The sequence below is a fragment of the Spirosoma soli genome (assembly GCF_042684525.1).
In the GTDB taxonomy this organism is placed as follows: domain Bacteria; phylum Bacteroidota; class Bacteroidia; order Cytophagales; family Spirosomataceae; genus Spirosoma; species Spirosoma soli.
The window spans coordinates 83,070-97,172 of sequence record NZ_JBHULN010000020.1; the positions used below are offsets into that span (position 1 = coordinate 83,070).

Below are 14,103 nucleotides of genomic sequence, written 5' to 3' on the forward strand. Positions count from 1 at the left end.
TTGACTAAAATTTAGATAAAGCGGCTAAAATCAGTGCTGAACGGCACTTTAATTTGGATAAAATTAATAAATTGACATGCTTTTGTGAATAGTATAATGCATGCATAACCGACCATTTCAGTAATATACCCGGCCCGGTGAATTCAACGGCGTTGGTGTTAATACTCCGTTTGGACGGTACGTGCGGCTATTTCCGACAATTCGAATCTCGTGAAGAAAAGTGCATCCTTGATAGTAGACAATGGGTAAGTCCTGAACGGGAGGAAGTAGCGGCTCGGGGCTTTCGTCGTAGTTGATATAGGCGAAGTCAATGGGCACAATGTATTGCCCGGCGTATCGTGGATTAAGGGCAGGCATATGTTTGAGCCCCTTTACTACGGCTTCGCCAAAGCCATATTTTGTTTGGTCGGTACTAATAAGGGTGATAGCTTCAATGTGCCCCTGTTCATTTAGCCGAAAGCTGGCGTACACTCTCGTGTAAACGCCAGTACGTTCGGCCAGAACTGGATACCGGATCTGGCGTAACAAAACAGCGTTGAATACCGGGTCTTTGCTTAGAGCAGGCTCGCTTGGCTGAGCGTACACGCAACTTGTGATAAGCAGAAAAAAACAGGTGACTAGTTTTAGTAGATGCATAGCTATAACGTTGTGAAGGTGTATAGCTACTTAACATCTTGTTGCTCAATCTGTTTGATTAAATTTTTGGCTTCTTTCGTATCTGTCGTGGGAAAGGCCGTTGGTAATGATTCTAATATTTCGGTGACAATGTGGGCGATGATCAGCTGTTGGTTGGGGCGGTCGTCGCTCGGTATCACGTACCAGGGATTCTGCCGGGTAGCCGTGGCATTGATCGTATCTTCATAGGCCTGCATATACTCGGGCCAGAACTGACGTTCTTCCAGGTCGCTTTCGCTAAATTTCCATTGCTTTTCAGGATCACTTAGCCGGGCAATCAACCGCTTACCCTGCTCTGCCTTTGATACGTGGAGATAAAACTTAACGATAGGAAAACCATTCCGGAACAGGTAATCCTCAAAGTGGACAATATCACCGAAGCGCTGCTTCCAAAGCGTTTGGTCGTCGGTCGGCAGTAGATTCGTCGGGATTAGCTGCTCTTTTAACCGATCCGGGTGGACACGTAGCGCGAGGACTTCTTCGTAATACGAGCGGTTGAACACACCAATGTGGCCGCGCTCAGGCAACTCCTGCCAGAACCGCCACAGAAAATCGTGTTTCAGATCTTCGTCCGCCGGTTTCTTAAACGGAACCATTACGAACCGGGAGGGATTCACGCCCTTAAACACGCGTCGGATGCTGCTGTCTTTTCCGGCGGCATCCATAGCCTGAAACACAATAAGCAATCCATAGTGCTCATCTGCATGCATGCGGTTCTGAGCCTGGTCCATACGTTCGGCCAGCTCGGCAAGTTGGTTGGCGTGGTCGGTTTCGTCGGTGTATAAGGGTGCGATCAGGGTTGTCGACTCCTGCGAAAATTTCTTTCTACCGTCGTAGCGGAAACTAGTGGCGTTTAATTTTTTCATGCTAATAGTGTGATTTTCCAGAACCGGCCTGGCAACAGAGTCAAACTGCAGCCGATTCAGGAAAATCAGCCCTACCTGCTTCACTGCGCCTTGATAACCGGAATCAGTTTCTGAAGCTCGTCAAACCGCTCTTTGTTTGGTTCGGGTTCGGCAATGGGTAACTTCTTTAGCTCCTCAATCAGAATGCTGCCCACGAGCAGCCGCATATTCTTTTTGTCATCCGCCGGAATTACGTACCAGGGAGCCCGGTCAGTGGCTGTTTCATTGATGGCATCTTCGTAGGCCTTCTGGTAATCATCCCAGAAGTTGCGCTCTTTAACATCACCTTCGTCAAATTTCCAGTTTTTGGCGGGGTCTTCAATGCGGGCAATCAGCCGGTCGGCCTGCTCTTCTTTTGACACGTGCAAAAAGAACTTGATTGTAGGAAAGCCGTTATGATGCAGGAACTTTTCCATATTACGAATAGCGCTGTACCGACGCTTAAAGAGCTTATCCAAATCTTCGGTCTGCTCTTCGGGCAAGCGCTGACTCTCCGTTAAAATCTCTGGATGTACCTTCGTAACCAGCACTTCCTCGTAGTAGGAGCGGTTAAAAATGCCGATTGTGCCACGCTCGGGCAGCTCACGCCAGCTCCGCCACAAAAAATCATGGTCAAGCTCCTGATCGGTAGGGCGCTTAAACGAATAGACCCGAACACCGGTCGGATTAGTACCCGTGAATACATGCTGAATGGTGCCATCTTTACCGGCTGCGTCCAACGCCTGAAAAATGACTAATAGCCCATAGCGGTTGTAAGCATACATGCTTGTCTGCCACTTATCGATCTCGGCGGCCTGTTCGCGCAGCAAAGCCTCATAATGATCGTCGTCTTCATAAAGGTCGTCTACTTTGGTAGGCGCTTTTTTCAGTTTGATGGGGGCTGAGCCATCATAGCGGAAGCGATTGGTGTCAAATTCTTTCACGGCGTAGTGTCGTAAACTTTACGAAGATCAGTTACGTTGTTCTTGTAGCTTATCAACCATAAACCAACCTAATGGTTGCGACTGTGTTCCGTAAACAATTAACTGTCTTAACAACGGCCATCCTGTCTGCCGTAGGGCTGGTAGGACAAACCCAACCCGTTAGTCAACACAAACCGACAATTATGACCACAAATCAATCTGCTGATCTAGCCAAAGCAACCTTCGGAACGGGCTGCTTTTGGTGCACAGAGGCTCTCTATGAATCGCTCGATGGCGTCATCGATGCTGTTTCGGGCTATGAAGGAGGCCAAAAGCCCAATCCAACGTACAAGGAGGTCTGTACCGGCACAACCGGCCATGCCGAATGTGTGGAGGTAACCTACGACCCTAGCAAGATTACATATCAGGAGCTGCTCGAAGCGTTTTTCCGTAGCCACGACCCAACCACGCTGAATCGCCAGGGCGCTGACGTCGGAACGCAGTATCGGTCGGTGATCTTCTACCACAACGACGAGCAAAAGCAACTGGCGGAAACCGCAAAAGCTGAACTTAACAAAGCAGGTGCGTATGCCAATCCAATCGTGACCGAAATCAGCCCGGCCACTACGTTCTACGAAGCTGAAGCGTATCATCAGAGCTATTTTGCCAAGAATCCAGAGCAGGGTTATTGTGCGTTCGTGATCGCCCCGAAGCTCGATAAGTTCAAAAAGGTGTTCAAAGAGAAATTGAAGCCCGCGGAGAAAGCAACCGCTAGTCACTAAACATTTTAAGAGCCTCCTGATTAGGGGGCTTTTTGCTGAATTATAGTAAGTAGCTGAACAATATGAATCGATTTGGATGGCTTAGCCGCTTATTGCTCATAACCAGTTTGTCAACTGCCGCTTATGCCTGGAACAGACCTACGCACATGGTCACCGGGGCCATTGCTTATCGGGAGTTGCAAACTAATTCACCCCAGACGCTAGCCCGCGTCGTAACGATCCTGCGCCAGCATCCTGACTACGCGGCTATGTGGTCAGATAAGCTCAACGCGTCTACTCTGTCGGAGGATGAGCGTAATCAATACCTGTTCATGCTAGCTGCTCGCTGGCCGGATGATATTCGGGGGAATGCCCATGATCACCCCAGCTGGCACTACATTAACTACGTTTATGCTCCCCAACAGGGTATCGCTCGTACTGACACTATGCTGGCTACTGGAGAAAACATCCTGCAAGCCTTTGCGCTCAACCAACATATTGTACGTAGCGATGCGCCCGACAGCGCGAAAGCCATTGCATTGTGCTGGCTGTTTCATCTGGCTGGTGATGTGCACATGCCGTTGCACACAGCGGCACTTGTCGACCAGCAGTTTCCGCAAGGGGACCGGGGCGGGAACCTGTTCAAAATAAAAGTGCTCATGAGCGCTCAGACGATTAATTTACACTCGTTCTGGGACGGAATGCTGTTAGGGGAAGACGACTATCAGGCTGCAAGCAATCTGGCGATACAGATACATCATGCAGTGAGCCGGAACCAACTCTCTCAACTAGGTTCAGCTGATATAGCCATTTGGTCAAAAGAAAGTTTTCAACTAGCTCAGGATAACGCCTACCGGAGCAATACCTTAACCGCCGGAACGGACCAGGAAGGCGCTGTTTTACCCGCCGATTATGTGGCCACTGTTAAGCCCATCGCTCAGCGTCAAGTGGCGTTGGCCGGTTATCGGTTAGCCGATGAGCTGGTTAGTGATGTGAGGCATTAACGTTAAAAAAGTGAGCTTATATCCAAAGTGACGTAATATAAATTCACCGTCATATAAACAGTTTAAGTTTTAAGTTACGGTGGTTACAGAAAACCCCGACATTATCTGGTGTCGGGGTTTCTTTAGTTACGGCCAGCCTACCAGTTATAGCAGACGACAAAAGCTTTATCTTGTCAGCACCTTCCCGACAAGATGCCCAATGAAGTACTGCCTGTTTACGATGCTGTTACTCTCTAACCTAAGCCGTGCCCAGTCGAGCCTAGTTGGTCTAGGAAACTATCGTATAGGCAGCACAACGCCCGATTCACTCAGTCCGACTGATTTTAGAGAAGATCAATCGTACGTCAAAGGAACAATAGCGTTACCATGTACTCACATTCGTACGTTTAGGGCGTTCAGGTCAAAGATTACAGGTATCTCTGTCGAAGATTTGGTTCTAATCTTTTACGATAATACCTTGTTCAGCATCTCCTGCGATTATAATAGTGAGTTAACAAAAGCTTTTTTGGCGGATCACGGGCCTGGAATGACTAAACCGAAGCGTAGCCTTCGGTTATGTACCAAACAACTAGACAAGCCTTTGCTACTATGGGGCGTGGCCTGGCATAATGGTGACAATTTTGCTCTGGTTGTTTATAAGAAAGGGTACTCGGCTGATTGCCTACCGGAAGAAGCCGCGCGATTGATTATCATTAACCAGCGAATGTCAGCTTTGTCCTCCGAATGCGACTTAAAGTCTAACGATTCCTTACTTGAGGAATATATCAAGGAAAATGGTGGTAACGAGTAACTAAAAAGCCCGGCTGGTCTAAGGCCGGGCTGTACAAGTTAGGTGAGATAAATCCTTATACTAACCTGATAATATGTTTAACTGTTCGTTATGTAGATTGTTCGCCAGTAACAAGTGTGGTGCTATTTTTATGTCGCTAACCACTTGGTCCCCAATTAGTACGGTTTTGGCTAAACTTCAAAAGTCATCTCTAATATAAAATAGGCTAAGACCGTATCACAGACCTTGCGGTATGCTCCCGGTCATGGCCGAACGCTAACTAACGGAACACGCGCTGCAGAGTCCAGTTAACGAGGCAGAGTACCTTCAGCAAATACCTGATTGATGATCATGGTTATATGTCGTCTAAATCGTGCCGGGCTTACCTCGTTTAAGGTAATAATACCGCTGCTAGCTAGCTTTGGGCTGCTGGGCTGTAATAACGGAGCAGACGAGCAGTCTGATAGTTCGGTACATGAGCAGATACAAGAGACTTTAAAGGCCCAAAACCTTAGTATTTGTCAAGTCTACGGATGGCTTAATAAAATGGAAGATGATACGCGTCAGCAAATTGAAAAACGATATGCCGACACGGATCAATCCATACAAGATCAGTATATTATCGAGCTTAGAGATAGGCGCTGGAAGGCGTATCGGACACATCACAGATTAGCTGATTCCTTACGGACTTACATCATGGGCTATGGTGCGGATGATTGTGGAGTAACTAAGCCTGTCTTGTAAGGTTGACCTCAGCCTAAGAGCCACCTGATCGTGATGCTTTATAAATACACTTTGGAGTTCCCCGCCTTTAAGTACACAAGGCGGTTGGAATACCCGTAACGACCTCCGAAGATTATCCTCGTTCATTCGCCAGCGACTGGCACTTAATTAACTGTTGGTTGCTACAGCTGGGTTACTGCCGCTGCGAAGAAACTACACATCTGTTTCTTCGCAGCGGCAAATGGCTACTGATGCCGACTTACTAATGCAGTTGATTAACGATTTTAGCTAATTCAAGCGCTATCTTTTCCGGTTCAAACGTATGGTAGCTTGACAATCAGGCTGCTATGCCGACTTTTGTATAGGCCGAGGCTACTGCCTTCTCATTATCAGCCCGGTTGTAATTGATACTTGTTTAATAGCCTGCCCCCTTTCTAACGAAAAACAAAAACTACTATGAAAATTCTTCTTCCCTTGTTGCTGGTACTGACCGTTATCTCAACGGCTTCTGGACAGATTGCTAACGACAATACGTTTGATGTCAACATCGACGGCAAACCGTATCATACACAACCCCGGCGCATCAGAATCGGAAATTACTGGTGGGTAACAGCTAATAGCATTAAGCCCGATCGGTCGCTGCGCATATGGTTGGGTAGTTACAACAATAACAAAGACATCATCGAAACCGGTACGTACCTCGTAGTTGATGCGGATAGCCCTGACACGAAAGAGAACAGAAAAAAAGTACAGGAGTCAGCCACATACAAAGGTGTTGCGGTTATTAAGTACGTCGAAGAAACCAGGGAGCCGCGGATGGAATATCACGTGGGTAAATCTCAGAATAATAACGAAACGATCACAGTAACGACGGGGGCCGATGGCTCTCTGGAGGCAACCTTTACTAGCTCTCTGGCTGGATCATACTGGAAGGAGAAAGGCTCCGCCACCGTTTTTGGGGGCATGGGACGACTGATTAATAAGATGGAGGATAAAGCAATCACAAAAACGACGGGCTATGATTCCTCAATTGATCCGGAAGGAAACGGGTATAAGAAGCAGGACAAGACTGACATGATCAACCTGTCGAATGGTAAGTTCAAATTAAAAATGAACTAAGAAGAACACGTAAATAAACGCCTGCTATTGAAGCTGTTTAGGATTTATAAAATCTGGGTGTTTTTGTATCCCGACCGGTCCGCAGGAATTGAAATACCAAAAACAAAATACTAAACAGCTTCAGTATTAAAAAAGCTCGATGGATGTCCATCGAGCTTTTTTAATAATAGGAATAGTGTCGGCTAAATGATCTACGGTATAGATAAGATCTGTAGAGAACGGCTTCATTTTACATTTCATACCGTTAAAATGACAATTTTATACCCCTCTGCAGCGGAAACATACTTTTTCTTTGTAAAGTCTTATTTGGGCAAGAGCGACAAAAGCGCCTTTCCTTATGAGACGTGTTGCTCTGCCAACGTTATAGCCAGGCCTGGATAATCAATTGTCAGAGTTGTGAATTACTATCTTTTCATTGCTAAACCCGAATACTATGTTCTTACTCATACGTAAGAGGCCTTCTTTCATTCATACTGACAGGCTTAAAGGCAGCCTGAACGGCCAGGGCTCGGCCAACGGCAAATCACTTTTGCGGCAAAAGGTGCGCCCTTCTTTACTCAGCGCGTTGCTGGCTGTGTTACTCATCGGCACTAGCCTTACAACGGGTTTCGCTCAACAAACAGTGGTAGAAAAATACGGACAGCTGCGCGTGCAGGGTAACCGTATTGTCAGCCAGAGTGGCGAGGCTGTTCAGTTACGCGGTATGTCGTTGTATTGGAGTCAGTGGATACCGAAGTTTTATAACTACAACGCCATTAAGTGGCTCCGTGACGATTGGAAAATAACCGTAATCCGGGCGGCAATGGCCGTAGACGTGGGCGGATACGCAACGAATCCAGCGGCCGCAACGGCAGAAAAAAACAAGGTCTTCACGGTCATTGATGCTGCCGTTAGCCTGGGTCTTTACGTAATCGTTGATTTTCACGTTCACGAAGCGCAGAATTACAAAACAGAGGCTAAAGCATTTTTCAGTGAAGTAGCACAGAAGTATGGTAACATTCCTAACATCATTTATGAGCCCTGGAACGAACCATATAATACCCCCGCCTGGGCCACGGTGATTAAGCCGTATCACGAAGAAATAATTAGCACCATCCGGCAGTATGATCCTGATAATATTATTATTTGTGGTACGCGGACCTGGTCGCAAAATGTCGATGAACCCGCAGCCGATCCAATTAATGAGCCTAATATTGCCTACACGCTGCATTATTACGCGAACACCCATAAACAGTGGCTTCGGGACCGGGCGCAGGCGGCACTAGACAAAGGTATTGCGCTGTTCGTGACTGAGTACGGAACTACTGATGCAAGCGGAAACGGATTTGTGAACGAGGTTGAAACCAGAGCCTGGTGGGCATTTTTGGATAAAAACAAAATTGGTCACGCCAACTGGTCAGTAGCCGACATCGGCGAATCGTCGGCGGCTTTGGTTCGATCCGGTAATGGGGTCAATGTCAGCGCTGACGGTGGGTGGCCCCTTAGCCAGATAAAGCAGTCGGGCCAGCTGGTACGGAACGAGCTACGTAGCAAAAGTCCCTTCGGAGCCGCTGACTTTACCATTACCGGCGCTACCCCTGTCAACTGTCAGACCGTAACGGGTAATCCGGCCATGCGTCGCGTTAGTTTCACTCCGCAGTATAACGGTCAAACCGACGAGCCGATTTCGTTTTCGGTGGTCAATGAGATGGCTCCTACCACGGCTGCCGGGCCGTATACCCTTAACTTATACACCGATAACCCAACGATTCGGCTTGAGGCTAAGCAGGGCGAGAATACGGCTAGTTTTGCCTATGATTGGCTATCCGTTTGCAGCAGCACGACACCACCTTCTGCCAGCCTGGTAATTTCGGGAGTAACGATGGTCAGTTGTCAGACGCTAACGGCCGACATGCGTCGGCTCAGTTTCACGCCACAATACAGTGGTGTGACAAGTGGAACGGCGGCTCCTGCTGTGTCATTCTCGGTCGTTAATGAGATGATGCCTACCACAGCCCCAGGCCCTTACACGCTTAATCTGTATACCGATAACCCAACCATTACGCTGAAAGCGCAGCAGGGTGCCAAACTGGCCAGCTACTCTTATAACTGGGTAGATGCCTGTACATACAGTGGAGCCCGACGCGGGGCCGAGCCTCTGCCAGCGTTGACGGTAACAGTACTAGGCAATCCGGTTGTTAACGAAAGCGTTGAGGTTGAGGTCCGTGGTGCTGCTAATCAGCCGTTACGGTTGCAGGTAGTTGATGCCGGTGGCCGCAACGTGAATCTGACCACAATAGAGTCGGCTCGTGAGGTAGAGCGAGTTCGGCTCGGACTCGGGCGATCAACAGGGACCTATCTGCTACGAGTCAGCACACCTACCCAGCAGGGCGTTACCAAGCTCATAAAGCCATAAAAATACCGTTTCGTGCACCAAAAGGGCGACTTATACGAGTCGCCTTTTTGGCGTTTCCAATAGGCGGTCCTTACTCAGAACGTAGTGTTAGATTGATTCTAACGTAAAGCATTGTAAGTACTTTGTTCATAAACTGTGTCACTGTAACCCGCTACTAGGTCAATTAATTGAACATTTCGGTAAATTGCTCCATCAAACTCGGTAGACTGGATTGAAGAAGTTGTCATTTTTGAGGGGCGTCGTTCATGACTTAACCAAACGTAGCGCCAAGGGGAGGGAGCCGTCTACGAGAAAGAAGCCTGGTACATTTCGTTTCTCAAACTCATATGCTGTATGACTACCTATGACGATAACTCGACTACTAGCTATGCAATACGGGGGGCATTTGCATTCGCATTGGGAGCAAGTCTATTGATCCTGGATGGTCGGGCACCAAAAGTGGCCCGATGGGGTATCGGGCTTGTCACCGCCTACGTAATTGTGCGCCAGTTACGCCAACAGGCTAAACAATGAGAGCGGCTCATTTAATGGCGCAACTCTATTCCCGTCAACCGTGAGTTAGGCTTGTTGTTTGTCGGTATATTGGTTCTATCTATTGTACTTTCCTGGTATGAAGCGCTACGTCCAGCATGAACCTTTTAATATTTATCAGTTCACCGTTAGTGACTGGCCGCACCCGATCCATAAGCACAGCTATCATGAAATTATCTTTATCAGAAGTGGTAGCGGGCGACATTTTATCAACGGAAACACCTTCGACTACGCCACCGGCGATGTGTTTCTATTAGGTCCGGAAGATTATCACTATTTTGAGATTGGGGTACCGACTACGTTTTGCTACATTCGCTTTACCCAGTTGTTTATCAAAGCCCCAACGCTTGGCCAGTTCGCAAACTGGTTACCCACCTTTGAGTTTCTGCTGAACACGCCCTATCAACTAAGCGGAAGTATTGTTACCGACCCCGTTGAGCGGGAGTTGGTTGATCACTTGCTGATTGTGCTAATTCATGAGTATGGCAGTGGAGAAAGGTACGATGAGTTGATTATCAACAGCCTGATGAAGGCCATTCTGGTAATTCTGGCCCGAAACGTAGTCCGCCAGCAGTCGGTGGCCATGAACGAACAAAGAAGGCCCAAACTAATTGAGGAGATGTTGTTATACATCTGCCAGCATATTCAAGAACCAAATGCATTACGTATCGAGCAACTGGTAGAGCGCTTTCATCTGTCGCCGAGCTATTTGAGCGTGTTTTTTAAACGCCAAACCGGCGAGTCACTACAGGAATATATTGTTAAGTACAAGCTTAGGATGATTGAAAAGCGGTTACGATTCAGCACAAGCAGCATATCTGAAATTACCGATGAGTTTGGTTTTACTGATAGTAGTCACCTGACAAAACTTTTTAAGAAATATTACGGACTGACCCCAAGTGCTTTTCGACGCACGGAATCCAAAATAAGTGTCTAATACCCGTAGGTCCTATCTTTTGCAAGTCAAACAAGTGGTATACGCGACTGTGACCATACGTTGTCGCCAGACCAAGAAGGGCCACTCCGTAACTTATAGAGCTTTCACATGACAAAAGGCCTATATCAACAGTTTTCAGAAGATTAAATAAGCAGGTCTTCCGAAACTTATTCATCGTATGAAAAATGCATTAATGATTATGGCTTTGTCGATGACGGTAGCCATGACAAGCGCATTCGCTCAATCGGGTGGTGCCAGCAGTGGAAGCTCGTCGCAGTCGGCTACCAAACAAAGTAAATCTGGGTCGAGCAGTGGCCTACAGCAATCTAACAAAGGCGGTGCAACGTCTGGTCGGACAACCAATGGCATGGGCAGTATAGGTGATCAGCGGGGTAGTACGTCAGGAACCAGTTCAACTAGCAGCACGAAATCGTCGACTACAAAAACCAAGACTAAGAGTGGCAGTAAGTAAAGCCTGGGTAAGACTATAAAACAACACGAAGCCGGAGCTGGCCCTGATCTGTTATGGCCAGCTCCGGCTTCGTGTTGGCAGTTTGGCCGTAAGCCGTGTTGACGTTAGCTTTTAGCCAGTACTAAGGCGTAACTATCGCGCCTTAAATCCTTACTTCGGCGGTTGCTATACGATTCGTTTTCGACATCGCTAGTAATGCCAGTCCGACCGGGTTTAGCCTTCTTTACAGCTAAAAATTATTGGCTTTCATTTTTGACTGACAAACACTCTGAATTTTTGCGTTTATACTATGGAAGTTATGGGTTAAAAACCTGAAAGCTATTCTATGAACGTACCCCGTACTACTTACGGACTCTTATTTGTCGTGCTCATCCTGACTAGCTTCGCCCCCAAGGCTGATAACCCCGGTGCCTTGGTTGGAAAGTGGCTCAGCTCAAAAAAAAGGAATCAGGTTCAGATCTATGAGCATAATGGAAAATACCATGGTCGGCTGATCTGGATGGCCGAGCCCATTGACCCCGTGACCCGCAAACCAAAACAGGACAGCAAAAATCCCGATGAAAAGCTGCGCTCCCGCCAATTGCTAAACCTGACGATGATGACCAACTTTGTCTATAAGGGTAACAACGTCTGGAGTGATGGTGAGGTATATAATCCCGAAGATGGTAAAACCTATTCTTGCCAACTTACTCTGAAAGATCCTAATACGCTCGATGTTCATGGCTACATCTTAGGGATGCCTTTTTTGGGCAAAAGCAAACTATGGACACGTGTGAAATAACCGCATTTACTGCTGTTAAACCATGCCAGACGTATTGATGGGTTTGCTTAACAGTAGAACCCGTTACAGTAAGCCTTCCTTGGCTGTCTGACTTTCTGCTATTATTATCTATGAACTTTTGTAATAAAGCCCGCTTTTGGGCAGTAGCTCTACTGGCGATATCCTGGAATGCACTTGCCCACCGGACAAACGTAGGGCCCGGCGACTCAATAAAAGTTGTGGCGCCGGGCGCCCAACTTCAGCAGATTTCGACTCAGTTTACATTTACAGAAGGTCCCGCTGTGGATAAAAACGGGGCAATCTACTTCACCGACCAGCCTAACGATAAAATTTGGAAGTACGACACCGACGGAAAACTGTCCACGTTTATGGACAAAACGGGTCGTTCAAACGGATTATATTTTGATAAGAGCGGAGCGCTGATTGCCTGCGCGGATCAAAACAACGAACTATGGTCGATAGATCCGGCCGGAAAAGCCACGGTCTTGCTAAAAGACTACCAGGGCCACAAACTCAATGGTCCTAACGATGTATGGATAGACCCCAAAGGTGGAATTTACTTCACTGATCCTTATTATCAGCGTGAGTATTGGGAACGCAAGAAGCCCGACATTGAAGGACAAAACGTGTTCTATCTACCTAAAGGTAAAAAAGAACCTATCCTGGTTGAAGGCCAATTAATCCAGCCTAACGGCATTGTTGGCTCGCCGGACGGAAAATTTCTGTATGTAGCTGACATTCGGGCTAATAAGACTTACAAGTACCAGATAAACAGTGATGGTACGTTAACCAATCGCCAATTGTACGTGTCGCAGGGTTCCGACGGCATGACACTCGACAGCCAGGGTAATCTGTATCTGACGGGGCGGGGCGTTACGATTTATGACCCGGCCGGGCAAAAAATGGGAACCATTGCGGTGCCTTCCCGATGGGTAGGTAACGTTTGCTTTGGAGGGAAAGACCGTAAAACGTTGTTCATTACGGCCTCCGAGGCAATTTATACCCTAGCTATGCAGGTGAAAGGAACAGAGTAAGTGTGTAAAGCTCCATAGTAGGAATGCCTGCGCAGGCTTTTGATCTTATCCACTCCTTATACTCACTATTTAATTAATCTGCTTTTTCAACGGGGCTTCAAGCCTTCGTGCTTTGTCGAGCGCAACGTTATAGTCTTCCTGTAGCTCACGACGCGTAGCTTGTCGAATCAGCACACAATTCTGAAACTCAAAGCTAGCAGCTATCGAGGCCGCATTGAAGTTATTGCTGTTGGTTGCCGTAGTCGTCAATGGCAGGTTTTTTATGAAATAAGGGCCAATGATTGTATTGGTGAATTCGAGTTCGGCGGCTTCCACTAACTGTATACTCTGGTAATGTTTGTAGTAGTCAAACAACGCGTTTTTCAAGCCAAAGTCATCCAGTAAGCGCAGGTTGCCCGTGCTGGTCAAATCCAGAAAGGTGGCATCTTCGGCAATAAAGCGGGGGCGCTTCGTAATAAATTTAATGTCCGTCAGAAACTGCTGGTTTGAAACCGACGAAAGATTGGCTTGCTGAAGACGCTGAGTCTTGGCAATAATTTGCTTAGTCTCTGCCAAAACCTCATTCAACTGAATAACGTCCGTTTGAAAATTGTTGTATAAGCTTTTCAGATAAGCTTGCTGAGTTTGCTGCTTACTTCGTTCATCTTTCCATTCATCGAAAGCAAACGAAATTGTGATACTTAAAATAATCGTGACGATTTCGAGTATATACTCAGGCCACTTTTCCCGGACTAAGCTAGAAAATCGGTGCAAGCCTGCAGATGGTTGATCAGCCGGTGGTAGATTGGGTTCGGTTTCCATACTAGGTTAAAACGCCAACGTACTGCATTAGTGCAACATATACAAGCGTAGTCAGTCGGAATAACAAACGCCAGGCTCATCAAAGGCCTGGCGTTTGTGTACTATTACATTTACCCACAGATGTGGACGCCACACCTTGGTATTGCCAATACGTCTATCTATGAACAAGGGTTGCGTGGCAGACTGAAACAGGCTACAATAGGACTAAATCTTGGAGCATTTCTTACTAAAAAGAGCTTTGTTATGCTTGTCGCTTGAGGCCCGTAACATACCTTATTCGACTAGCGTAGCTCT

General features: G+C 47.2%; 14 protein-coding genes. 10 read left to right on the plus strand and 4 right to left on the minus strand.

Annotated features, from left to right (window positions below):
* Positions 1–117: 117 nt before the first annotated feature.
* The 3 genes from ACFSUS_RS24085 to ACFSUS_RS24095 all read right to left on the minus strand — a co-directional run bounded on the left by ACFSUS_RS24085 (position 118) and on the right by ACFSUS_RS24095 (position 2,503).
* Positions 118–636 carry an energy transducer TonB gene (locus tag ACFSUS_RS24085; RefSeq protein WP_381526661.1) on the minus strand — a complete coding sequence of 173 codons (519 nt, stop codon included), beginning with the start codon at positions 634–636 and terminating at the stop codon, positions 118–120.
* 26 nt (positions 637–662) lie between these two features.
* On the minus strand, positions 663–1,541 hold the full coding sequence (locus ACFSUS_RS24090) for a PPK2 family polyphosphate kinase (protein ID WP_381526664.1): 879 nt from the start codon (positions 1,539–1,541) through the stop codon (positions 663–665).
* A gap of 80 nt (positions 1,542–1,621) precedes the next feature.
* Positions 1,622–2,503 (minus strand): PPK2 family polyphosphate kinase, encoded by an 882-nt coding sequence (locus ACFSUS_RS24095; RefSeq protein ID WP_381526667.1) that lies wholly within the window; start codon positions 2,501–2,503, stop codon positions 1,622–1,624.
* Positions 2,504–2,685: 182 nt separating this feature from the next.
* On the opposite strand from ACFSUS_RS24095, the gene msrA reads away from it, so the two are divergent.
* The 10 genes from msrA (at position 2,686) to ACFSUS_RS24145 (ending at position 13,008) form a co-directional block, all read left to right on the plus strand.
* Positions 2,686–3,264, plus strand: a complete 579-nt coding sequence (gene msrA / locus ACFSUS_RS24100; RefSeq protein ID WP_381526742.1) for a peptide-methionine (S)-S-oxide reductase MsrA — start codon at positions 2,686–2,688, stop codon at positions 3,262–3,264.
* A 62-nt stretch (positions 3,265–3,326) separates the two neighbouring features.
* Positions 3,327–4,247 carry a S1/P1 nuclease gene (locus ACFSUS_RS24105; protein ID WP_381526670.1) on the plus strand — a complete coding sequence of 307 codons (921 nt, stop codon included), beginning with the start codon at positions 3,327–3,329 and terminating at the stop codon, positions 4,245–4,247.
* A 526-nt stretch (positions 4,248–4,773) separates the two neighbouring features.
* Positions 4,774–5,037 carry a hypothetical protein gene (locus ACFSUS_RS24110; RefSeq protein ID WP_381526672.1) on the plus strand — a complete coding sequence of 88 codons (264 nt, stop codon included), beginning with the start codon at positions 4,774–4,776 and terminating at the stop codon, positions 5,035–5,037.
* A 1,158-nt stretch (positions 5,038–6,195) separates the two neighbouring features.
* Positions 6,196–6,858: a hypothetical protein gene (locus ACFSUS_RS24115; RefSeq protein WP_381526673.1), complete on the plus strand. Its 663-nt coding sequence runs from the start codon at positions 6,196–6,198 to the stop codon at positions 6,856–6,858.
* A gap of 433 nt (positions 6,859–7,291) precedes the next feature.
* Positions 7,292–9,253 (plus strand): cellulase family glycosylhydrolase, encoded by a 1,962-nt coding sequence (locus ACFSUS_RS24120; RefSeq protein ID WP_381526675.1) that lies wholly within the window; start codon positions 7,292–7,294, stop codon positions 9,251–9,253.
* A 333-nt stretch (positions 9,254–9,586) separates the two neighbouring features.
* Positions 9,587–9,766, plus strand: coding sequence for a hypothetical protein (locus tag ACFSUS_RS24125; protein ID WP_381526677.1), 180 nt, complete (start codon positions 9,587–9,589; stop codon positions 9,764–9,766).
* Positions 9,767–9,863: 97 nt separating this feature from the next.
* Positions 9,864–10,721: a helix-turn-helix transcriptional regulator gene (locus ACFSUS_RS24130; RefSeq protein WP_381526679.1), complete on the plus strand. Its 858-nt coding sequence runs from the start codon at positions 9,864–9,866 to the stop codon at positions 10,719–10,721.
* A gap of 178 nt (positions 10,722–10,899) precedes the next feature.
* Positions 10,900–11,193 carry a hypothetical protein gene (locus ACFSUS_RS24135; protein WP_381526681.1) on the plus strand — a complete coding sequence of 98 codons (294 nt, stop codon included), beginning with the start codon at positions 10,900–10,902 and terminating at the stop codon, positions 11,191–11,193.
* A 325-nt stretch (positions 11,194–11,518) separates the two neighbouring features.
* Positions 11,519–11,974: a DUF2147 domain-containing protein gene (locus ACFSUS_RS24140; RefSeq protein ID WP_381526685.1), complete on the plus strand. Its 456-nt coding sequence runs from the start codon at positions 11,519–11,521 to the stop codon at positions 11,972–11,974.
* A 110-nt stretch (positions 11,975–12,084) separates the two neighbouring features.
* Positions 12,085–13,008, plus strand: coding sequence for an SMP-30/gluconolactonase/LRE family protein (locus tag ACFSUS_RS24145; protein WP_381526689.1), 924 nt, complete (start codon positions 12,085–12,087; stop codon positions 13,006–13,008).
* 69 nt (positions 13,009–13,077) lie between these two features.
* Here the strand turns inward: ACFSUS_RS24145 and ACFSUS_RS24150 are convergent, their stop codons facing one another.
* On the minus strand, positions 13,078–13,809 hold the full coding sequence (locus ACFSUS_RS24150; RefSeq protein WP_381526692.1) for a DUF6090 family protein: 732 nt from the start codon (positions 13,807–13,809) through the stop codon (positions 13,078–13,080).
* Between the last annotated feature and the right edge of the window lie 294 nt (positions 13,810–14,103).